The sequence below is a fragment of the Streptomyces sp. AC1-42W genome, assembly GCF_003248355.1.
Taxonomy (GTDB): Bacteria; Actinomycetota; Actinomycetes; order Streptomycetales; family Streptomycetaceae; genus Streptomyces.
In genome coordinates this window covers 18,399-38,578 of sequence record NZ_QKWY01000003.1, presented here as the reverse complement: position 1 = coordinate 38,578, position 20,180 = coordinate 18,399, and the positions used below count along the sequence as shown (strand labels likewise).

Sequence of the window (20,180 nt, the reverse complement as noted above, 5' to 3'; positions counted from 1 at the left end):
TGTGCCGGGCAGGACCCGCACGGATCTCATGCTGAATTTGCCCTTCCGGAAGCGGGAACGAAGTGCCGGCCGCCGGGGAGGCCAGCTGGTTCCCGCCTGACCAGCCGGTTCGTCTGCTCCGAGCCGGGCCACGGGTGCGGCGCCAGGTTTGCGGACGATGAGCACAAGGGGGCTTCGTGAACAGCACTCGCCACCCGATCGGGGTGGCTGCGACCAGTAGACGCGCTCGTCACGAGCGATGCCCAGGCACAACAGCAGGCACAAGTGACGCGGGTACGGGATGCCCGTGCGCATATTCGGCGGGGAGTGGACGTTGGACAGCTCGTTAGGGGCGCTCCTACGGCGCCTTCGGCATGCCGCCCGTATGACCATCGAGGAGTTGTCGCACGCTTCCGGAGTAAGCGTGCGAGCGATCGGCAACCTGGAGCGCGGCAAGAGCCTCGGGCCGCAGCGCACCACCGTGATCGCACTCGCGGACGCCCTGCGACTGACCGGCGTCCACCGCGACGAACTGCTGCGGGCCGCCCGCGCCGGCCGGCGCCGCAGCCCGGCACCGGCCCCGGATCTGCTGGCGATGCCGCGAGGGGTGGCCGACTTCACCGGCCGCGGCCGGGAAAAGGACCAGCTGGCCTCGCTCATGGACACCGCGCCGGGCGAGCCGGCGCCCACCGTCGTGATCTCCGGACAGCCGGGGGCCGGCAAGACGAGCCTGGCCGTGCACGCCGTCAGCGGGCTGGCGCACCGGTTTCCCGACGGGCACTTCTTCGTCGATCTGCGGGGCCTCGACACACGGCCGCTCGATCCCGGCGTCGTTCTGGAACGGCTGATCCGCACCCTGGTACCGGCTTACGGCCGGCTGCCGCTCGATCTCGGCGACCGGGCTGCCCTGTACCGGTCCGTGGCGGCCGCGCACCGGATCGCCGTGGTGCTGGACAACGCGGCGGACGAGGCCCAGATACGTCCCCTGCTGCCGTCGACCGGCGGAGTCCTGACGGTGATCACCAGCCGCCGGCTGCTCACGGGCCTGGAGGGGGTGGTCCGGCTTCCGCTGTCGCCCCTGCCCGACGCGGAAGCCCGCGATCTGCTGGAGCGGCTGATCACGGGATTGCCCGCGGCCGGCCGCACCACCCGCGAGGTGGCCAGGCTGGCGCACTTGTGCGGCAACCTCCCGCTGGCCCTGCGAATCGTCGGCAACCGGCTGGCCGGCCGCCCCGACTGGTCGCCCGACCGGCTCGCCGCCCGTCTCGAGGACGAGGAACGCCGTCTGGACGCGCTGACGGCGGGCGACCTGACGATCACCGCGGCCTTCGAGCTGTCCTACACACAGCTGTCCGGCGCCGCGCGGCGGCTCTTCCGACGGCTCTCCCTGATGCCGGGGCCCGACTGCGGCACCCAGCTGGCCTCGGTCCTGGGCGGGCTGCCGGACGCCGAGACGGATGACGCCCTGGACGAGCTGGTCGAACTGGGCCTGGTCCAGTCGGGCTTCACCGCACGCTACCGGCTGCACGACCTCATCCGGGACTTCGCCAGGCGACGGCTGGAGCGGGAGGAGACCGAGGCCGAGCGCGCCGCCGTCGAGGCGCGAGCGGTGGACTGGCTGCTGGACACGGCGATCGCGGCCGGCCGCCGGTTCGAACCGGACTACTGCGAGGCCTTCCCCGAGCACCGGGCCGACCATGTGCGGCTGGACACATCCGAGGCCGCACAGCAATGGTTGATGACCGAGGCCGACAGCTGGCTCGCCGCGCTGGAACTGGCCACCGCCACCGGAAGGTGGCAACGGGTGGTCGACATGGCCGAAGCGATGCACTGGTTCTCCGACCGCTGGATCCACTGGGGCTACTGGCCGCGAGTCTTCACCCTGTCCAGCACCGCCGCCGCCGAGTTGGCCGACCACGCCGCGGCCGCAACGCACCTGAACTACCTCTCCTGGGCGTACGAGAAGTGCCTCGACGACATCGAGGGAGCGATCGGCTGCGCCCGCCGGGCCCACACGGAGGCGGTCAGGGCCGGGGATCTGCGACAGCAGGCATGGGCCGACTCGTACCTGGCGGTGGCGCTGTTGCGGGCAGACGACGCCCAGGGCTCCCTGACGCTGGCCTCCCGGGCGGTGCGAGGCTTCCACAGCGTGCAGGACCGGGTGGGCCTCCTGTCGCACGCGCTGCCCGCCCTGGGCAAGGCACTCGAACGTACCGGCAAACCCGACGAGGCGCTACGGGCCTACAAGTACAGGCTCGCACTGGCGTCCGACTCGGCTGTCTCGACGTCGCCCGTGATCGCGGGAATGGCACGGGTATCGGCGGCACGCGACATCGGCCTGCTCCACATCGCGCAGGGGAAGTGGCGGGAAGCCGTCGACACACTTGAGCCGGCCGTCACCTGGGAACCGGCCTCGAACATTCCCCAGTGGCAGGCGGAGATGTACGCCGCGCTGGGCCGGGTACGCCGTCAGCTGGGACAGACCGAAGGCGCGCTGGCCGATGTGAGCCGTGCCATCGCGGTCTACCAGCAGATCGGTGACGACAACGCCATGGAGGCCATCCAGGCCCTGCGCAACGGGCTGGAAGGGGGCGACGCCGAGACCGCCGAAGCTCGTGTCACACCCGTCACCTGAGTTTCCGCTGCTGCGACGACTCGGGCGGGCCCGATGCCGGTGCCCGCTCCGGAGGATGCCCCACGCGTACGCCGTCGAGGGTGGCACTGCCAGTGCCACCCTCGACGGTGATGGTCTCAAGTGAGGACTGGTTGGCCCGTCCCGGGCACTCCAGGCTGAAGCAATGACCAGCATCGAAACCGCGCGGCCGACGGCCTCGGCATCCCCGACCGTACAGATGAGCGGCCGACAGACGGCGGCCCTTGTCGTTCTTCTGGCGTCCCAGTTCATGATGGCCGCCGACTTCTCCGTGCTGAACGTGGCCCTTCCCGAGGTCGGGGTCTCGCTCGGCTTCTCGACCGGCAGCCTGCAGTGGATCACCACGATGTTCGCGCTGTGCGCGGCGGGCTGCACCCTCGTCCTCGGCCGGGTCGGTGACTTCGTCGGACGGCGGCGCATCTTCACCATCGGCATGATCGTCCTCGCCGTCTCCTCACTCCTGGGCGGCGTCGCCGACACGCCGACGATGCTCCTCGTGGCCCGTACGCTCCAGGGTCTGGCCACCGCCGCTGTGACGCCGGCCGCCCTCGCCCTGCTGACCACCGCGTTCACCGAACCCGGTCTGCGCACCCGCGCGCTGGGCCTCAACAGCGTCATGATGAGCGCCGGGTTCAGCGTCGGCGCCATCCTCGGCGGTGTGCTCACCGACGTCCTGTCCTGGCGCTGGGCGTTCTTCATCAACATCCCCGTGGCGATCGCGGCCGTCATCGTCGTGCCCCTGGTCGTGGACGAGAGCCGGGCGGAGCGGCGCAGCCGGATCGACCTGCCCGGTGCCGTGCTGATCACCCTGGGCATGTTCGCCGGGATCTACGGTGTCACCCGGATCGGCGAGAACGGCCTGGACGCCGTCGCCGGGGCCTGCCTCGTCGTCGCCGCCGTCCTGCTCGGCGTGTTCTGGACGGTCGAGAGCCGTACGGCCGACGCGCTGGTCCCGGTGCGGATTCTGAAGAAGCCGGACATCGCCTTCGGGAACCTGGCCGCCCTGTTCATCTTCGGCGGCGAGACCGCGCTGATCTTCTTCACCGGGCTGTACGTACAGAACGTGCTGGGCCTGTCGTCCCTGCTCGCCGGGCTGGTGCTGCTCGGCATCGGCGTGGGGCAGATCATCGCCGGCGTGGTGGGCCCCCGCATCCTGCACAAGGTGTCGCCGCGGTCGCTGCTGGGCGTGTCACTGTTCCTCCAGGGCGCGTTCATGCTGTTCGGGGCCTGGGCGTCGGACGATCCCGCGTGGCTGGTGCCGCTCATCGTCACGCAGTTCGTCAACGCGTTCTTCTCCATGCTCGCCGCGCTCTGCTTCATGGTGATCGCCACGTCGTCCGCCGACGCCGACTCCCAGGGCATGGCCACCGGTATGGCCACCCAGAGCCAGCAGGTCGGCATCGCGATCGGCATCCCGCTGATCAGCGCGGTGTTCGCGGCGGTGATCGGCTCGGGCACCCCCACGGTCGCCCGGGAACTCTCCGGCATCCACACCGCGATCGCCGTCACCGGCACGGCCCAGGCCGTCACCGGCCTGCTCCTGTGGCTCGTACTGCGCCGGCCCCACTCATAATCGGAGAGGTGGACCATGTCATGAACGCGAACCTCGGCAGCTACCTACGGCAGATGCGCGAGCGGGCCCAGCCGGAACAGAGAGGGCTTCCCGCCGGGGGCGCACGCAGGGTACCGGGGCTGCGCCGCGAGGAGGTGGCGGCCCTCGCGGGAGTCAGCCAGACCTACTACACCCGGCTGGAACAGTCCCACACCGCCCACGCGTCCCCCCAGGTGCTGCTGTCGATCGCGCGGGCGCTGGAGCTGAGCGACGACGAGCGGGACTACCTGTTGAAGATCGGTTCCGCGGAACAGCCGGGGCAGCCCAGGCCGGCTCAGGACGGACAGCTCGGCGTACCGGCGCGCATGCTCCTGGCATCCCTCGACGGGGTGGCCGCCGCGGTGCTCAACTACCGCTGCGACATCGTCGGCTGGAACCCGCTGTTCCATTCGCTGCTCGCCCCGCACCTGGACTTCGCTCTCACCGACGACCCCGAGCTGCGGCCGAACATCATCAAGCTGAACTTCCTCGACGAGAAGGTGCGCTCGCTCTACGCGGACTGGCGCACGGAGTCCGAAGCCAACGTCGCCTATCTGCGCTTCATCTCCGGCGCCCACCGCCACGACCGGCGGTTCGCCGAGCTGATCGGCGAACTCATCATCCGGAGCAGCGAGTTCGGGAATCTGTGGCCCCGGCAGGACGTGGCGAACTGCGTGGAGGGCACCAAGCTCTTCCACCACCCCGTCGTGGGCGAGCTGGACCTGATGTACCAGTCCGCCCAGCTCCCCGACGGAAACATCCTGAAGTTCTACCACGCCGAACCGGACTCCCCGCACGAGGCGTCGCTGCGTCTGCTGCGCGAGGACCGGCGCTACTGAAGCCGGGGCTCCGCGACTCGAACAGGGGCGAAGGCGTCGCCCGCCATGCCGGCGGTGAGCGTGGTGCCGTCCGTCGGGTCGATCAGGAGGAACGACCCGGTGCGCCGGGAGTCCGCGTAGGAGTCGAGCGCGAGCGGCTCGGCCGTACGGACCCTGACGCGGCCGATGTCGTTGGCGACGAGCCGGCCGGGGTGCGGGTGCTGGGAGAGGTCGTCGAGCGTGAGCCGCGACGGAATGTCCTCCACGATCGCCCTCACGGTGCGGGTGGTGTGCTTGAGCAGCACCCGCTGACCGACCGTGAGCGGTGTGTCCGCGACATGGCACACCGTCGCGTCGATCTCCCTGGCGATCCGCGGCGGCAGCGGCCCGGCGGTGAGCATGTCGCCCCGCCCGACGTCGATCTCGTCGGCGAGCCGGACGCTGAGGGAGGAGCCCGCCGGCACCGCCCTTGCAGGGCGGCCGAGGACGTCGAGCGAGGTGATGGTGGTGACGCGGCCGGAGGGCTGCACCGTCACCGTCTCCCCGACCCGGAGCAGGCCGGTGAGCAGCCGGCCCGCGTAGTAGCGCTCCCCCTCGTGCCGGATGACCGTCTGGACGGGGAACCGGGAGGAGACATCCGCCGCCCGGTCCCCCGGTTCGACCGACTCCAGGTGCGCGAGGACGGTGGGGCCGCCGTACCAGTCCATCCGGGTGGAGGGTTCGACGACGTTGTCGCCGGCCAGTGCCGACAGCGGGATCGCGACGACGTTCTCGACGCCGAGGGAGGCCGCGTACGCGGTGAACTCCCCGGCGATGCGCTCGAACACATCCTCCTGGTAGCCGACGAGGTCCATCTTGTTGACGGCGAGCACCACGTGCGGGACGCGCAGGAGCGCGGCGATCGCCGCGTGCCGGCGGGTCTGCTTGACGACGCCGTTGCGGGCGTCGACCAGGACGACCGCGAGGTCGGCGGTGGAGGCGCCGGTGACCATGTTCCGGGTGTACTGCACATGGCCCGGCGTATCGGCCAGGATGAACCGGCGCCGGGCGGTGGCGAAGAAACGGTGGGCCACGTCGATCGTGATGCCCTGCTCGCGCTCGGCCCGCAGCCCGTCGGTCAGCAGCGCCAGGTCCGGCGTACCGGAGCCGCGCGAGCGGGAGGCGTGCTCGACGGCCTCCAGCTGGTCGGCGAGGACGGACTTGGAGTCGTGCAGCAGCCGGCCGACGAGGGTGGACTTGCCGTCGTCGACGGAGCCCGCGGTCGCGAAGCGCAGCAGGGTGGTGGCGCCGACCTGCTCGGTGGTCGTGGTCATCTCAGAAGTACCCTTCGCGTTTGCGGTCTTCCATCGCCGCTTCGGAGAGCCTGTCGTCGGCCCGGGTCGCGCCCCGCTCGGTGAGGCGGGACGCGGCGATCTCGGCGATGACGCCGTCGACGGTCGTCGCCTCCGATTCGACCGCGCCGGTGCACGACATGTCACCCACGGTCCGATACCTGACCTGCCGGGTTTCGACCGTCTCGCCCTCGCCGGGGCCGCCCCAGTCGCCCGCGGTCAGCCACATGGAGCCGCGCCGGAAGACGGGCCGCTTGTGCGCGTAGTAGATCTCGGGGAGGGCGATGCCTTCGCGGGCGATGTACTGCCAGACGTCCAGCTCGGTCCAGTTGGAGAGCGGGAAGACGCGGACGTGCTCGCCGGGCGCGTGCCGGCCGTTGTACAGGTTCCACAGCTCGGGGCGCTGGCGGCGCGGGTCCCACTGGGAGAACTCGTCGCGCAGCGAGAAGACGCGCTCCTTGGCGCGGGCCTTCTCCTCGTCGCGCCGCCCGCCGCCGAGCACCGCGTCGAACCGCTCGCTGCGGATGCGCTCCGTGAGCGGCAGCGTCTGGAGCGGGTTGCGGGTGCCGTCGGGACGCTCCCGGAGCTTCCCGGCGTCGATGTACTCCTGGACGGAGGCGATGTGCAGCCGCAGCCCGTGCTCCGCCACCACGCGGTCGCGGTGGCCGATGACCTCGGGGAAGTTGTGCCCGGTGTCCACGTGCAGCAACGGGAACGGCACCGGGGCCGGGGCGAACGCCTTGAGCGCCAGACACAGCATGACGATCGAGTCCTTGCCGCCCGAGAACAGCATCACGGGCCGTTCGAACTCGCCCTCCACCTCGCGGAGGATGTGCACCGCCTCGGACTCCAGCGCGTCCAGGTGACTGAGGGCGGTCCAGTGGCCGGCGAAGGGGTCGCCGGGGCGGGAACTCATATCAGCCGCCTCTTCGCCAGCAGGCCGAGCAGCGCCGCCGCGGACTCGGCGACGGACTGTTCGTGCGCGGGAATGCGCAGGTCCGGCGCGTGCGGCGGCTCGTAGGGGTCGTCGACCCCGGTCAGTCCGGTGAGCTCGCCCGCGGCCTGCCTGGCGTACAGCCCCTTCACATCGCGTTCCGCGCAGACGCCCGGCGGCGTGGCGACGTGGACCTCCAGATAGGGAGTGCGCGAGGTGTCATGACGCTCCCGCACGGCCTGTCTGCTGTCCGCGTAGGGGGCGATGGCCGGCACGAGCACCAGCACCCCGTTGCGCGCCAGCACCTCCGCGACCAGCCCGATGCGCTGGACGTTCGTGTACCGGTCCGCCCGGCCGAAGCCGAGGCCGGCCGAGAGGGTCCGGCGGAATTCGTCGCCGTCGAGCACCTCCACCCGGCGCCCCGCCGCACGCAGCCGGTCGGCCGCGGCGCGGGCCACCGTCGTCTTTCCCGAGCTCGGCAGGCCCGTCAGCCATACCGTCCCGCCGCACGCGCAGTCGCGCGCGGTCACGCTGGTTCGCAGCTCCGTCTTCACGGTGTCGCTCTCCCTTCCGGAGGTCCGGCGTCGTCCGCCTGCGGCAGATCCACCTGTGCGGTCATCCGAGCGCGGCCAGCCGGTCGAACAGCTCGCGCACCGGCACACCGGGGTCGTCGGTGGCCGCCGTCAGCGCGGTCAGCCACTGCCGCAGCACGAGCGCGGCCTCGTCCTCGGTGAAGTAGTCCGTGGCGTAGTCGGCCCGTACGTCCCAGCCGCCGCCGTCCGCGACGACGTACTGGAGCCAGTCGAACTTCGCCGATGCCCCGCCCACGTGCACCCGTTCGCACCGCAGCCCCGGCAGCTCCAGCCGGCTCGGCGCCTGGTCGAGGACGAGGCAGACGCGGGCCAGGTGCTCGCCGGACAGCACGCCCCGCTCGCGGGTGACACCGCCGCCGATGCGGGCGTACGGCACGTTGCGGTGACGCAGTACGTCCAGCGACCGGCGTTTCGCCTCGGCGCACACCTCGCCGAACGTGGCGGTGGCGGGGACCAGGTACCGCACCGGCAGGAGATCGGTCAGACAGCCGAAGACGGCGTCGAGATCCGGCTCGCCGCGGCGGGAGACCGGGCTCCCGATCACCACGTCCTCACCGTTGACCGCGGCGGCGGTCAACGCCATGCAGGTGCTCATCAGCACATGCGGCGTGGTGCGCAGCGCGCGTGCCGCCGCTCGTACGGCGTCGCCCAGCGCGGCCGGAACGGTGGTACGCACGCACGCGCAGACGGGTCCGCGCCGGGCGGCGAGTGGACGGCGCACCGGCGGGAGATGGGCGAGCGCCGGCGCCCCGTCCAGGAACCCCGCCCAGAACGCGAGGTCGTCCGGCGCGATCCCGGCCTTCCGGGCCCGGACCGCGTGTTCGCCGAGCGACAGTCCGGGCGGGGCGAGCCCGGCCGGCCCGCCCCCGGCCTCCTCGGCGTAGAGGGCCGACAGCTCGTGGTCGAGGAGCACCAGCGAGGCGTCGTCCACGGCGACATGGTGGATCTGCAGGAGCAGCACGTACTCGCCCGGCGCCCGGTCGTACAGGGTCAGCCGGGCCGGTGAGACGGCCAGGTCGAGCGGGCGCTGCCCGGCCCGCCGCAGGGTGTCGCGCAGCTCGCCGCCGGGCCACGGAAGGCGCTCCAGGGGCACCGTGCCGGACGGGTCCACGCACTGCACCGGGCCCTGCTCGCCGAGCGTGAAGCCGGTGCGGAGCACGGCATGCCGTTCCACCAGCGTGGCGAGGGCCCGCTCCAGCGCGGGGACATCGAGCGGCCCCACGATGCGCTGCGCCCACGTCTCCAGGAACGGCGAGGGATCGGCCATGAACTGCTCGGCGATCCAGAGCGACTCCTGCTCGAAGGTCTGCGGGTACTCACGCATCAGCCGGTGCGCCTCTCCAGTGCCCGCAGGTCGACCTTGCCGTTGTCGCGCAGGGGCAGTGCGTCGACCTGCTCGAACCTGGCGGGTACGGCGTACGCCGGAAGCCTCGTGGTGAGTTCCTTGCGGATGTCACGGGGGGCCGGTCCGGCGCCCTCGACCAGGGTGTAGACGAGCAGGATGTGGGTGACGGTCCCGCCGGGCCCGGTGCGCGGGACGGCGGCGCAGGTCCGGATCTCCGGGATCGCGGACGCGGCCGCCTCGACGTCGCCGAGTTCGATGCGGTTCCCGCTGAGCTTGATCTGCCGGTCGCGGCGGCCGAAGTAGTGCAGGACCCCGTCGTCGTCGACCATGCCCATGTCGCCGGTGCGCAGCACGCGCCGCTTCTCGCCGGCCAGTTCCAGGACCGGGAAGCGTTCCCTCGTCCGCGCCTCGTCGTTCAGGTAGCCGAGGGCCACGCCCGGACCGGCCGCGACGATCTCACCGCGTTCGCCGCGCGGTGCGGGCGATCCGTCCTCCCGCAGCAGCACCACCGTCGTGTGGGGCACGGGGACGCCCACCGGAATGCCGGCGGGCGCGGCGCTGTCGGCAGGCCGCATCCGGTGCACCGTCGTGAGCATGCAGTTCTCGGCCGGGCCGAACCCGTTCCACAACGGCAGGTCCGGAAAGCGGTCCAGGAACAGCGCCACATGCCGGGGGGACTGCTTCTCGCCGCCGACGTACAGCGTCCCCAGCCCCTCGAACGCGTCCAGATCCTCGTCGACGATCAGGTTGAACAGGGAGGTCGTCAGCCAGACCGTGTCGACGCCCTGGTCGGCGACCAGGGTGCGCAGACGGCTGGGCATCAGATGGTTCTCGCCGACCACGACGCAGGCGCCGCCGGTGGTCAGCTGGCCCCACAGCTCGAACGCGTACATGTCCCAGGCGCCGGGCGCGACCTGCGCCGTGATGTGCCCCGGCCCGAATCCGTCCAGCCCGCCCGGACCGAACATCCGGGTGACGGCACGGTGCGGGACGAGCACCCCCTTGGGGACGCCCGTGCTGCCGGACGTGAAGAACACCATGGCCGGATCGTCCAGCCCGGTCCGCACCGGTTCGGGCAGACCGGGCCCCGCGCCCTCCGCGATCACGGACAGCGGCGCGGCGTCGAACGTACGGGTGACGCCCGGCGGCTCGCCACCGGTCAGGCCGACGACGACCGGGTCGTCGAGCTGGTCGAGGACGGCGGCGACGCGGCCGGCCGGCCAGCGCGGATCGAGCGTGGCGTACGCCGCACCGCTCATCAGCACCCCGAGCTGAACGGCTATCAGATGCACACCGCGCGGGACCAGCAGCGGGACGACGTCCCCCGGCCGCACGCCCCAGCCGGCGAGCCGGGCCGCCAGCACCCTCGCCGCCGCCGTGAGCGTCCGGTAGTCGACGCGCTCCTCGCCCTGCACGAGCGCGAGGTCATGGGGCGCCCGCTCGGCGTACGCGGTCACCGCGGCGTGCACGGTGCGCAGCGGCGGCACGCGCCGCGCCCCGGTCACGCCGCACCGAGCCGGATCTGCTCGGCGAAGTCGGCCAGCTCGTCGTGTTCCAGCAGCCACGCCGGGTCGACGCGCAGCCCGAGGCGGCGCTCGATGCGGGCGCAGATGCGGATGGCCGCCAGCGACGTGCCCCCGAAGTCGTAGAAGCTGTCGCGCCGGCCCACCAGGTCGACGTCCAGCACCTCGGCGATGACGCAGGCGACCTGCTCCTCCAGCTCGTCGGCAGGCCGCTCGTACGCGGCCTTGCACACGGCGGCACGGTTCTCGGTCACGGGATCTCCTGTTCTCGTCTGCTCGGCCGGTCGTGGCCGCGCGCTCTTCACGGACATGGGGGCGGTGTTCAGGAGATCTGTTCGGTGGTCGTGGACTCGTTGTCGCGCTCGGCCTCCCGCAGGGCCCGGGTCGACACCCGCGAGGCGAACACGCACGCGGCGAGGGCGAGTCCGATGCCGCACACGACGAAGGTGGACTCCGGGCCCAGCCAGCGGCCCAGCCCGCCGCCGAGCAGCGCGCCGACCGGCACGGCGCCGAGCACGATCAGCCGGTATCCGGCGGTGACCCTGCCGAGGAGCGCGTCGGGAACCGCGGCCTGCCGCAGCGTGCTCACCACGATCTGGTTCAGGGCCGTGGCGATGGCGGCGAAGAACATGACGACCTCGGAGAGGACGACGCTGCCGCTGACACCGAGGACGACGTAGCTGGCGGCGGGCACCAGCGCCGCGAGCCAGGTGACGGGCCCGCCGCCGATGGCCGGAACGACCCTCGCGGCGATCAGCGAGCCGATGACGGCGCCGACGGCCGGCACCGCGATGAAGATGCCGTACCAGGACGCGGAGACACCCAGCGGCCCCGTCGCCAGGAGGACGAGCAGACCGCCGGTGGCGGAGGAGAACAGGTTGATCGAGCCCGAGATGAACGCCACCCGGCGCAGCAGCCGGTGGTTCCAGAAGTAGGACCAGCCCGCCCGGATACTGCGGACGACCTCGCCGGGGGTGTGCTCGGAACCGCTGGTGTCGCTCGCGGTGGGCAGCATCCGGGGGAGGGTGAACGCGGCCAGGGCGCCGAGGGCGAAGAGCGCCGCGGTGGAGGAGAAGACCATGATCGCCGACATGGCGAACAGGGCGGCGCCCGCCGTGGGGCCGACGAAGTTGTTGATGGCGGACTGGGTCGCGAACAGGCGGCCGTTGGCCCGCTCCAGGTCGCCGCGCTCGACCAGGCGGGGCGGCACGGTCAGCGCCGCGTTGTCCACCAGCGTCTCGGCCGTCCCCGCGAGGAACACGGCGAGGTACAGGATGAATATGCTGCGCAGATCGGCCACGAGCGTCAGGACGAGCAGACCGAACCCGACGGCGCGCAGCGCGTTGCCCCACACCATGATGAGACGCCGGTCGATGCGGTCGGCGAGCGCCCCGGCCGGCAGCGTGAAGACCAGCCACGGCAGGAACTGCGCCACCGTCATGCCCGAGACCAGCAGCGGGTCGCGGGTCATCGTCACGGCGAGAAGGGGCACAGCCGCCAGCACCAGGCCGTCAGCCAGGTTGGACAACCCCTGCGACCACCACAGCTTGGTGAAACTACGGCCCAACGTCATGTGTCCGCTCCTCTGTCGTCCTTGCGCATACGCATTGCTCCATGGGTCGAGCACCCGCCATGATCGACGGGGTTCCTAGCGGGTGGCTCCGCCCAGTGCCGCCGTAATCCGTTCGTAGTAGGGGAGTTGATCCCGCTCGAAGGCGAGGGCGATCTCCTCCAGACTCTCCGGGAACCGCTTCCTCCCGGCCGGGGCGGCGCCCAGGGCGTTCGACTCGCTCGCACCGGCGTGCCAGCGTTCCGTGGCCTTCCAGCTCGCCGGCGGCTCCTTTCTGAAGTCGAGCGACGAGGCGAGGAACTCGATCCCCATGGCCGCGCAGTAGCGCCGCATCTCCGTCTCCGGGTCGCCGGCCACCCGGTCGCCGTCGACGAGATGCATCGGATGCCCGGCGGACGTCACGGTGGAGACGATGTCCCACAGATGCCCGAACCCCATGGCCGGGGACGTGGCGTCGGCCTGCATCACCAGGTGCGAGCGCACGGTGTCGCGGGGGTTGCGGACCATCGCCGCATGGCGGCAGCGCCGCAGGAAGTCCGGCCTCGCGCCCAGCCGGTCGAGCCGGAAGTCGGTCGTGTCCTTGAAGAAGACCGGCCGGTCCGCCGCCGTCTCGGTCAGGGCCGTCATCACCTCCTCCTGGCTCGCGCAGCTACGGCCCGCGACCTCGGCCTCGCCGAAGTCGCACACGCGGGAGAACGGCTCGTGGACGACGAGGAGGTCGCCGCGCTCGTACATGGCACGCTCGAACGCGGTCGACCGCGACCGCGGCACGCACCACAGGGCCAGCAGACCCGGCTGATCCGTCATGACGCGGCCTCCGGAAGAGTCCTGTCCAGCTCGCCCAGGGCGGCCCGCAGGACGTGCGTTCCGTCGAGGTACTCCCGGATCAGGATGTGCTCGTCGTCGGTGTGGTCCTGACGGGAGTCGCCCGGCCCGTAGGTGGCCATCGGCACCCGCCAACTCCTGCTCAACGTGTTCATGTCGCTCGTTCCGGTCTTGAGCTTGTGGTTCGGCACCTGCCCCCGGAGCGCGATGGCGCGGGACAGCGCGCGTACGCACACCGAATCGCGCGCCACCACGACGGCGGGGACGTCGTACACCGCCGACACCCCGACCGCCTCGCCGAGAACCGCCGCGACGTCGCGCCGCAGCTCCTCGGGCGACGTACCGGGCGGTGTGCGGAACACCAGCGAGCACACACTGGAGAACGGTTCGAAACGGCCGTCCCGGACGACCATCCCTACGTCCCCGAAGCGGTCGTTCCCCCGCGTCCCGTACCTGTCGAAGAGCCGGGCGAGAGCGCGGACCAGGATCTCGCTCGACTTCGGTCCGGGCGTCGCGGTGTGGGTGCGCGCGACCTCGCAGCGCGCCTCCAGCTCGACCATCCCCTTGTAGCCGATGGTCACCGACGAGGCCCCGCTCGGCTCCCCCACGATCACGGCGTCGGGCACGGGCACGCTCGTACGGACGTACTCCGCACCCCGGGACCACAGCGTCTCCTCCTCGACCACGCCCACCCAGTGGACGCGCAGCCCGAGGTGGCGGCTGGTGAGCGCGGCGACGAGCATGGCCGTCAGCGCCCCCTTGGCATCGGCGGCCCCACGACCCCGGACGAGATGCTCGCCGTGCTCGTAGGGGACGTCGCCCGCCACGGTGTCCAGGTGGCTGAGCAGCATGACCGTACGCGTTCCCCGCCCGACCACGGCGTGGACGTTGCCCACCTCGTCCAGGTGGCTCTCCGCGCCGAATCCGGCCGCGAAGTCCCGTAACCGCTCCGCGAGCTTCTGCTCGCTGCCGGACACGGACGGGATCGCCACCACCTCGGCCAGCAACGCGACCGCGTCATGGTCGGTCAGCCGCCTCTCCCGGGGTCTTTCCTGATGAGTCGTCAAGATGTCACGGCCTTTCCGATCAGGGTTCCGCTGCCTCGTAGAGCCGCTGCGACGGGCGCGTGGACCCGGCCGTCGCAGACCTGAACCGCCTGTGCGCCCCCGCCCAGTGCCTCCACCGCGGCGGCGACCTTCATCCGCATGCCGCCGCTCAGTTCCGGCAGCAGGCTCCGGGCTTCCTCCCGGCTCAGCGAGGCGATCGTGGAGCCCGGGTCGTCGCGGTCCGTGAGCACGCCCGGCGTGTCCGTGAAGAGCAGCAGCCGGTCCGCGCGCCACGCCGCCGCGATCGCGCAGGCCATCCGGTCCGCGTCCACATTGGTCGGCTGCCCGCCGGACGTCATGCCCGGCGGACACGCGACCGGCAGCATCCCGCAGGCGTGCAGCGCGTCCAGCACACGGGTGTCCACGCCGACGATCCGGCCGGCGAGGTTGTCGCGCACCACGCGGACGCTGTCGCCGAACACCGCGCGGACCGCCGTCTTGCGTTCGGTGCGGACCAGGCCCCCGTCCATGCCCGACAGGCCGACGGCCGTGACGCCGCGCGCCGCCAGCTCCGAGACGATCCGCGGCTGGGTCCGCCCCCGCATCGCCATCATGAGCGCGGAGAGGGTCGGCGCGTCGGTGTACCGCGTCACCATGCCGTCCGGGGACGTCAGGGTGCGCCGCGACAGCCCGAGCTCCGCGACGGTCTCGTCGATGTCCCGGGAGCCGCCGTGCACCACGACGATCCGGTGCGCACGCCACAGGGCGGCGATGTCGTCCGCGATCGCCCCGCCGTTCTCCTGGAGGCTGCCGCCCCACTTCACCACGATCCTCGGCACGGTCATACCGGGTGCAGTCCGGGAAAGGTCAGCCCGGACGTCTCCGGCAGACCCAGCATCAGATTCATGCACTGCACCGCACCGCCCGCGGCCCCCTTCATCAGATTGTCGAGGCTCCCCATCACGAGAGCCCTGCCGCGCCGGTCGGCGACGACACCGACATCGCAGTAGTTCGAGCCGAGCAGCACCTTCGGATCGGGGTAGCGGTAGGTGCCCCGCGGGCTGTTGACCAGGCGGACGAACGGCTCCGCGCCGTAGTCCTCGCGGTACATGGTGAGCAGCTCGCGCTCGGTCACCTCCCCGACCGCGACCCTCGTCAGCGTCTGCACGCCGCGCACCTGGGGGGTCGCCGTCACCGTCATCGACGCGTCGACCCGGAGCGCCTCGGACACCTCGGCCTCGTGGCGGTGGTCGAAGGGGGCGAACACCCGCATCACCCCGCTGCGCAGCGCGTGGGAGTTGCCGGCGCCGCCGGAGGCACCGGCGCCGCTGCTGCCGGTGCGCGCGTCGACCTGTACGTCCTTCAGCAGGCCGCGGGCCGCGAGCGGAGCGAGGCTCAGGATCGCGCTGGTGGCCATGCAGCCCGGAACGGCGACCCGGTCCGCGCCGGCGATCTGTTCCCGGTGCAGCTCCGGCAGACCCCGCACGAACGCCTTCGCCCGCGCCCCCCGGCGGCTCCAGCCGTAGTAGCGCTCCATGAGCGCGGCGTCCTCGATCCGGAAGTCCGCCGTGAGGTCGACGATCTTCGGCGCGAGCGCCGCCATGTCGTCGAGGATCTCCGCCGTGGAGCCGTGGACACCCGCGAGGAACACCAGGTCGACGGGGGCCAGATCCGCGCGCCCGCTGTACCGGAGACCGCTCCCGCGCAGCGGCGGGTGGGCGTTCTCCACGGCACGGCCGGCATGCGTGTCGGAGGTCACGGCGGCGACCTCGACCCCGGGATGGTGGACGAGCAGGCGCAGCAGCTCACCCCCCACGAACCCTCTGCCGCCCACAACTGCGATGCGCTTCATACCGGTTCCCTCACCTCGGTCGTCCCGGCCGTGCAGACCTCGACCATGTGTGCGGCGACGTCGACACCCGTCGCCCGCTCGAATCCCTGGAACTCCACCCGCGCGTTCACCTCGATCACCGTGTGCACCCCGTCCGCCCGTTCCACGAGGTCCACCCCGGCGATCCGCGCGCCCACGGCGGCGGCCGCCCGCACGCACAGCCGGTGCAGCTCCTCGTTCGGCGCGAGCCGCTCGACCGTCGCCCCCCGGGCCACGTTGTTCCGCCAGTCGCCGCCCGACCGGCTGATCAGGCCCAGGCAGACACCGTCGACCACGATGCCCCGGATGTCCGGCGAGCCGGGCCGGACCGCCTCCTGGACGATCACCGTTCTCGCGACCGCCGACGGCAGCGCGGCACAGGTCTCCAGGACGGCGTCGGCCGCGTGCCGGTCGGTGATCAGGCCGACCCGGTTCCCCCAGGACGAGCTCAGGGGCTTGACCACGGCGGGGTAGCCGACCGCGGCGATGGCCGCCCTGCCGGTCTCGGGGGTCGGCGCCAGCAGCGTCACCGGCGTCGGCACACCGGACCGCGTCAGCCGCAGATAGGTGGACCACTTGTTGCCGCAGACCCGGGTCGCCGACGCGTCGTTCAGCGGCCGGGCCCCGAACGCCTCCAGGGACTCGGCCGCGAGCGCCGCGCGCTGGCTGGAGATCTCACGGTTGAGCACCGTCATCCCCCGCAGCCCCCCGGTGTCAGCGGGCCCGAACGACATGGTGCGGGCGTCCAGCCGGACCACCGGGATCTCGCGGTGCTCCAGTTCGGACAGGAGCCGCCGCTCCTCGTAGCGGACGGTCGACAGCAGGACTCCGACCGGCACCGGCCCCGTCGGAACCTACGACGAGGCGATGCTGCCGCTCGTCACCGTTTCGTCCCAGCAGCTCAGCTTCGCCGTACGGTCCATGAGGTCCTTCTTCCAGGCAGTCCCGTCCGACGTCGCGCTGGCGTACCCGATCCGCAACCGGCTGGTGCTCCGGCCCGACGTGCAACGGCTCGGCGTGCTCGTCGACCGGGCCGGCGGCCAGTCCGCATACCTGACCGGCTACTTCCTGAACCGGATCGTCGTCAATTCCACGGACGGGACCACCTACCCGCGCGTGGTGCCCGCCGGCACCCGTGACCTCGCCCCGGTCGTCGCCGACCTGCTCGCACACCACAGCGACGCCTTCTTCCACGCCGGGGACCGGGCCGGGGCAGCCCGCGCCGCCCGGACACTCGCCGCCACCTCCTACAAGGGCCCCCGCATGGCCATGCACTCGGCCATGGGCGCCCGCTTCCTGAAGGACGCCGGGGCCGCCGCCGAGAGCTGGGAGTTCGTCTCGCCCTGCATCGGGGTGACGGCCCCTGCCACGAAGCAGTTCGCCGCGGCGCACCGGAAGAAGTACGGCGCCGCCCCCGCTCTTTGGGCCGCCGAGGCGTACGACGCGGCCGGACTGGTTCTCGCCGCCCTCACCGCCCGCTCCGGGAAGAACCGGCCTCCCGCACGGGCCGACCTGGTCGCGAAGATCGCAGCCTCCTCGTACCACGGCATCTCGCGCGACTACGCCTTCGGTGAGGGCAACCGGCTCAAGGGCCAGGCAGCCCACCTCCACGGTGTTCGCGGCGGCACGTTCCGCTACCTCGGCCCGCTGGCCACGAGCAAGAACTGACCCGGTATGCGACCCCTCACCCCGGACGACCCCCGGACCGTCGGCACCCACCGCGTCCTGGCGCGACTCGGCGCGGGTGGCATGGGCGTCGTGTACCTGGCCCGAACGTCCGGCGGGCAGCTCGTGGCCGTGAAGGTCATCCGGGCCGAACACGCCGCCGACCCCGGCTTCCGCGCCAGGTTCCGGCGCGAGGCCCAGGCCGCCCGCCGGGTCACCGGCCCCTGGGTCGTCCCGGTGACGGACGCCGGCACCGAGGCCCGTGAACCGTGGCTCACCACCGTGTTCGAACCGGGCCCTTCGCTGGCCGAGGTCGTCCTCGCCGAAGGCCCCCTGCCGCCCGCGACCGTCCGCGCGCTCGGGGCCCGCCTCGCCGACGCGCTCGACACGGTGCACGAAGCCGGTCTCGTCCACCGCGACGTGAAGCCGGCGAACGTGCTCCTGGCGCTCGACGGGCCCCGGCTCATCGACTTCGGCATCGCCCGCCACCAGGGCGCCACCGCTCTCACCGCGACCGACGCCGTCATCGGCACCCCCGGCTATCTCGCTCCCGAGCAGGCATCGGGAGGGCGAGCCGGACCCGCCTGCGACGTCTTCGCCCTGGGATGTGTCCTCGCGTACACGGCGACCGGCCGCCGCCCGTTCGGAGACGGCGGGGCCGCGTCCGTCCTGTTCCGTACCGTGCACGAGCCACCCGTCCTGCACGGCCTGCCGCCCGCCCTTCTGCCGCTCGTCGAGGCATGCCTGGCGAAGGACCCGGCGGACCGGCCCACGGCCCGGGACGTGGCCCGGCTCCTCGCCACACCACCCGGCGAGGACCCGGGCGCCTGGGCGCCGCCCGGACTGGCCGCGCTGATCGCCGCCCGCTCCGCCGCCGCCCTCGACGTCACCGCCCCGGAACCGCCCACCACCGTCGGGGAATCCGTCCCGCCCCGACCCGCCCGGCGGACCGTGCTGATCGCCGGAACGGCGGGGATTCTGCTGGCGGGCGGCGCGGTGGCGGCACGGACGACGGTGCGGCGCCCCGGCGCCGGGGCGCCCCAGGCCACCCGCACCCCGCCCACCCACACCATCGGCCTGCACGCGGACCTCACCGGACCGGGCCGGGCAGCCGGCCTCGCGCACCAGCGGGGCATGCGGATCGCCGTCGACGACCACAACGCCCGCGCCGACGCCCCCTTCCGGCTGGCCCTGCGCACCGAGGACGACGCCGGGAACCCCACCCGCGCGCTCCGGGCCGCAGACCGGCTGGCCGCCGACCCGGAGGTGCTGGCCGTCGTCGGCCCCACCGGCGACGTCCTCGCCGCGTCCGTCGTCGAGCGCTACGAGAAGGCCGACCTCGCCCAGGTCGTCGTCTCGGCCGGGACCACCACCGCCGAGAGGTCGGCCACGCACACGCTCTGCGTGGCCCGCCCCCTCGACAGCGCGCTGCCCATCGGTATCGCCCGCTACGTGTTCCAGGTCCGTCCCGCCGACCGGGTGGCGATCGTGGAGGACCACGCCGATATCAAGGGTGCCTGGGCCAGCACGAAGACCTTCCGCGATCCCCCGCCCGAAGGCGTTGAGGTGATCGTGCACCCGGTCGCGGCGGACACCGAGGACTTCGGCCCGGCGGCCCGTGCGGTGGTCGCCGGGAACGCGGACGCCGTCGTCCTCGCCTCGACGTCCCCGGCCCGGGGTGCCCGCTGTGCCGTCGCCCTGGCAGCCGCCGGATTCACCGGAACCCGCGTGTCCACCGGGCCGGTCCTGGCACCCGCCTTCCTCAAGGGTGCCGGGAAGGCCTCCGAGGGCTGGGTGTTCGCCCAGGCGTACAGCGACCCGGCGGCGGTCCCGGCCGCGAAGGCGTTCACCGCCGCGTATCGCAAGCGCTACGGCACCGCACCCGCCCGCTGGGCTGCCGAGGCGTACGACGCGGTCGGGCTGATCGCCCGCGCGGCCCGCACCACCAGCGCCACCGGGGCGGAGCGCGAAGGCATGGCACAGCGCCTCTTCCTGACCACCCACCCGGGGATCACCCGGACACTGTCCTTCGACGCCGTGCGACGGGTCCGGTACGAGGACGACGGGATCTTCCTCTACCGGATCGAGGACGGCCGGGCCCGCCTGCTGGGGACGTACACGAACGTCTGAAGGCGAACTCCGGGCGCGCCTCGGCGCACACCGGGTTCTGACAGGTCTAAGCCGATCAATGACACCCAGGCCGCCCGGCTTCAGAACCTGCGCTCCTTCTGCGACCGGCTCAACCGCGACGAGGTGCCCTACGCCTTGCCCGAGATCCACTGCGTCGAGCGGCACGGCCCGCTCCCTGTCGCCCGCGGGGCCTCTTGCCCGGCTGGCCCACGGGGAAATGCCGGCGCGTCGGGGGAGAGCCGGGAGCAGATCAGGAGCGAACTCGATGCCAGCCAGACCCGGGGGCTGGTCCGGGCGAACCAGGTCA

General features: G+C 72.4%; 17 protein-coding genes. 5 read left to right on the top strand and 12 right to left on the bottom strand.

Features of this window, described 5'->3' with window-relative positions:
• The first annotated feature begins 280 nt into the window (after nucleotides 1-280).
• From DNK56_RS32965 to DNK56_RS32955, 3 genes are all read left to right on the top strand, one after another.
• A complete protein-coding gene (locus DNK56_RS32965) occupies nucleotides 281-2,614 on the top strand; it encodes an ATP-binding protein (protein ID WP_241990211.1) in 2,334 nt (777 codons plus the stop codon).
• A gap of 163 nt (nucleotides 2,615-2,777) precedes the next feature.
• Nucleotides 2,778-4,205, top strand: a complete 1,428-nt coding sequence (locus DNK56_RS32960; protein WP_111339741.1) for an MFS transporter — start codon at nucleotides 2,778-2,780, stop codon at nucleotides 4,203-4,205.
• Between the two features lie 20 nt (nucleotides 4,206-4,225).
• Nucleotides 4,226-5,062, top strand: a complete 837-nt coding sequence (locus tag DNK56_RS32955) for a helix-turn-helix transcriptional regulator (protein WP_241990210.1) — start codon at nucleotides 4,226-4,228, stop codon at nucleotides 5,060-5,062.
• Here DNK56_RS32955 and DNK56_RS32950 read toward each other — a convergent pair.
• The 12 genes from DNK56_RS32950 to DNK56_RS32895 all read right to left on the bottom strand — a co-directional run bounded on the left by DNK56_RS32950 (nucleotide 5,056) and on the right by DNK56_RS32895 (nucleotide 16,917).
• Complete coding sequence (locus DNK56_RS32950; protein WP_111339739.1) at nucleotides 5,056-6,354, bottom strand: sulfate adenylyltransferase subunit 1; 1,299 nt, start codon at nucleotides 6,352-6,354, stop codon at nucleotides 5,056-5,058. The genes DNK56_RS32955 and DNK56_RS32950 overlap by 7 nt on opposite strands.
• Before the next feature lies 1 nt (nucleotide 6,355).
• On the bottom strand, nucleotides 6,356-7,288 hold the full coding sequence (cysD, locus tag DNK56_RS32945; RefSeq protein ID WP_111339738.1) for a sulfate adenylyltransferase subunit CysD: 933 nt from the start codon (nucleotides 7,286-7,288) through the stop codon (nucleotides 6,356-6,358).
• Nucleotides 7,285-7,860 (bottom strand): adenylyl-sulfate kinase, encoded by a 576-nt coding sequence (cysC, locus tag DNK56_RS32940; RefSeq protein WP_241990209.1) that lies wholly within the window; start codon nucleotides 7,858-7,860, stop codon nucleotides 7,285-7,287. Before cysC ends, cysD begins: the two co-directional genes overlap by 4 nt.
• Nucleotides 7,861-7,921: 61 nt before the next feature.
• Nucleotides 7,922-9,223: a condensation domain-containing protein gene (locus DNK56_RS32935; protein ID WP_111339737.1), complete on the bottom strand. Its 1,302-nt coding sequence runs from the start codon at nucleotides 9,221-9,223 to the stop codon at nucleotides 7,922-7,924.
• The gene (locus DNK56_RS32930; protein ID WP_158558569.1) at nucleotides 9,223-10,749 is read right to left on the bottom strand and encodes an AMP-binding protein; all 1,527 of its coding nucleotides are present in this window, start codon (nucleotides 10,747-10,749) and stop codon (nucleotides 9,223-9,225) included. The genes DNK56_RS32935 and DNK56_RS32930 overlap by 1 nt, the downstream gene beginning before the upstream one ends.
• Complete coding sequence (locus DNK56_RS32925; protein WP_158558570.1) at nucleotides 10,746-11,021, bottom strand: phosphopantetheine-binding protein; 276 nt, start codon at nucleotides 11,019-11,021, stop codon at nucleotides 10,746-10,748. Before DNK56_RS32925 ends, DNK56_RS32930 begins: the two co-directional genes overlap by 4 nt.
• A gap of 68 nt (nucleotides 11,022-11,089) precedes the next feature.
• On the bottom strand, nucleotides 11,090-12,340 hold the full coding sequence (locus DNK56_RS32920) for an MFS transporter (RefSeq protein ID WP_111339734.1): 1,251 nt from the start codon (nucleotides 12,338-12,340) through the stop codon (nucleotides 11,090-11,092).
• A 75-nt stretch (nucleotides 12,341-12,415) separates the two neighbouring features.
• On the bottom strand, nucleotides 12,416-13,144 hold the full coding sequence (locus DNK56_RS32915) for a sulfotransferase family protein (protein WP_111339733.1): 729 nt from the start codon (nucleotides 13,142-13,144) through the stop codon (nucleotides 12,416-12,418).
• Entirely contained in the window at nucleotides 13,141-14,229 is a 1,089-nt protein-coding gene (locus tag DNK56_RS32910) for a M20/M25/M40 family metallo-hydrolase (RefSeq protein WP_158558571.1), read from the bottom strand. The genes DNK56_RS32915 and DNK56_RS32910 overlap by 4 nt, the downstream gene beginning before the upstream one ends.
• Nucleotides 14,226-15,053: a [LysW]-aminoadipate kinase gene (locus tag DNK56_RS32905; protein WP_111339731.1), complete on the bottom strand. Its 828-nt coding sequence runs from the start codon at nucleotides 15,051-15,053 to the stop codon at nucleotides 14,226-14,228. The genes DNK56_RS32910 and DNK56_RS32905 overlap by 4 nt, the downstream gene beginning before the upstream one ends.
• Nucleotides 15,050-16,060, bottom strand: a complete 1,011-nt coding sequence (gene argC, locus DNK56_RS32900) for an N-acetyl-gamma-glutamyl-phosphate reductase (protein WP_111339730.1) — start codon at nucleotides 16,058-16,060, stop codon at nucleotides 15,050-15,052. Before argC ends, DNK56_RS32905 begins: the two co-directional genes overlap by 4 nt.
• Nucleotides 16,057-16,917 carry a RimK family alpha-L-glutamate ligase gene (locus DNK56_RS32895; protein WP_111339729.1) on the bottom strand — a complete coding sequence of 287 codons (861 nt, stop codon included), beginning with the start codon at nucleotides 16,915-16,917 and terminating at the stop codon, nucleotides 16,057-16,059. The genes argC and DNK56_RS32895 overlap by 4 nt, the downstream gene beginning before the upstream one ends.
• Before the next feature lie 28 nt (nucleotides 16,918-16,945).
• Between DNK56_RS32895 and DNK56_RS32890 the strand changes: the two genes are divergently transcribed.
• Nucleotides 16,946-17,746 (top strand): ABC transporter substrate-binding protein, encoded by an 801-nt coding sequence (locus DNK56_RS32890; RefSeq protein ID WP_111339728.1) that lies wholly within the window; start codon nucleotides 16,946-16,948, stop codon nucleotides 17,744-17,746.
• A 6-nt stretch (nucleotides 17,747-17,752) separates the two neighbouring features.
• The gene (locus tag DNK56_RS32885; RefSeq protein ID WP_111339727.1) at nucleotides 17,753-19,873 is read left to right on the top strand and encodes a bifunctional serine/threonine-protein kinase/ABC transporter substrate-binding protein; all 2,121 of its coding nucleotides are present in this window, start codon (nucleotides 17,753-17,755) and stop codon (nucleotides 19,871-19,873) included.
• The last annotated feature ends 307 nt before the right edge of the window (nucleotides 19,874-20,180 follow it).

Excerpts from the sequence above, each read along its gene's own strand:
- DNK56_RS32885 (WP_111339727.1), top strand. The coding sequence starts at position 17,753 with ATGCGACCCCTCACCCCGGACGACCCCCGGACCGTCGGCACCCACCGC.
- DNK56_RS32965 (WP_241990211.1), top strand. The coding sequence starts at position 281 with ATGCCCGTGCGCATATTCGGCGGGGAGTGGACGTTGGACAGCTCGTTA.
- DNK56_RS32950 (WP_111339739.1), bottom strand. The coding sequence starts at position 6,354 with ATGACCACGACCACCGAGCAGGTCGGCGCCACCACCCTGCTGCGCTTC.
- DNK56_RS32960 (WP_111339741.1), top strand. The coding sequence starts at position 2,778 with ATGACCAGCATCGAAACCGCGCGGCCGACGGCCTCGGCATCCCCGACC.
- DNK56_RS32920 (WP_111339734.1), bottom strand. The coding sequence starts at position 12,340 with ATGACGTTGGGCCGTAGTTTCACCAAGCTGTGGTGGTCGCAGGGGTTG.
- DNK56_RS32905 (WP_111339731.1), bottom strand. The coding sequence starts at position 15,053 with ATGACCGTGCCGAGGATCGTGGTGAAGTGGGGCGGCAGCCTCCAGGAG.
- cysD (WP_111339738.1), bottom strand. The coding sequence starts at position 7,288 with ATGAGTTCCCGCCCCGGCGACCCCTTCGCCGGCCACTGGACCGCCCTC.
- DNK56_RS32935 (WP_111339737.1), bottom strand. The coding sequence starts at position 9,223 with ATGCGTGAGTACCCGCAGACCTTCGAGCAGGAGTCGCTCTGGATCGCC.
- argC (WP_111339730.1), bottom strand. The coding sequence starts at position 16,060 with ATGAAGCGCATCGCAGTTGTGGGCGGCAGAGGGTTCGTGGGGGGTGAG.
- DNK56_RS32915 (WP_111339733.1), bottom strand. The coding sequence starts at position 13,144 with ATGACGGATCAGCCGGGTCTGCTGGCCCTGTGGTGCGTGCCGCGGTCG.
- DNK56_RS32955 (WP_241990210.1), top strand. The coding sequence starts at position 4,226 with ATGAACGCGAACCTCGGCAGCTACCTACGGCAGATGCGCGAGCGGGCC.
- DNK56_RS32890 (WP_111339728.1), top strand. The coding sequence starts at position 16,946 with ATGCTGCCGCTCGTCACCGTTTCGTCCCAGCAGCTCAGCTTCGCCGTA.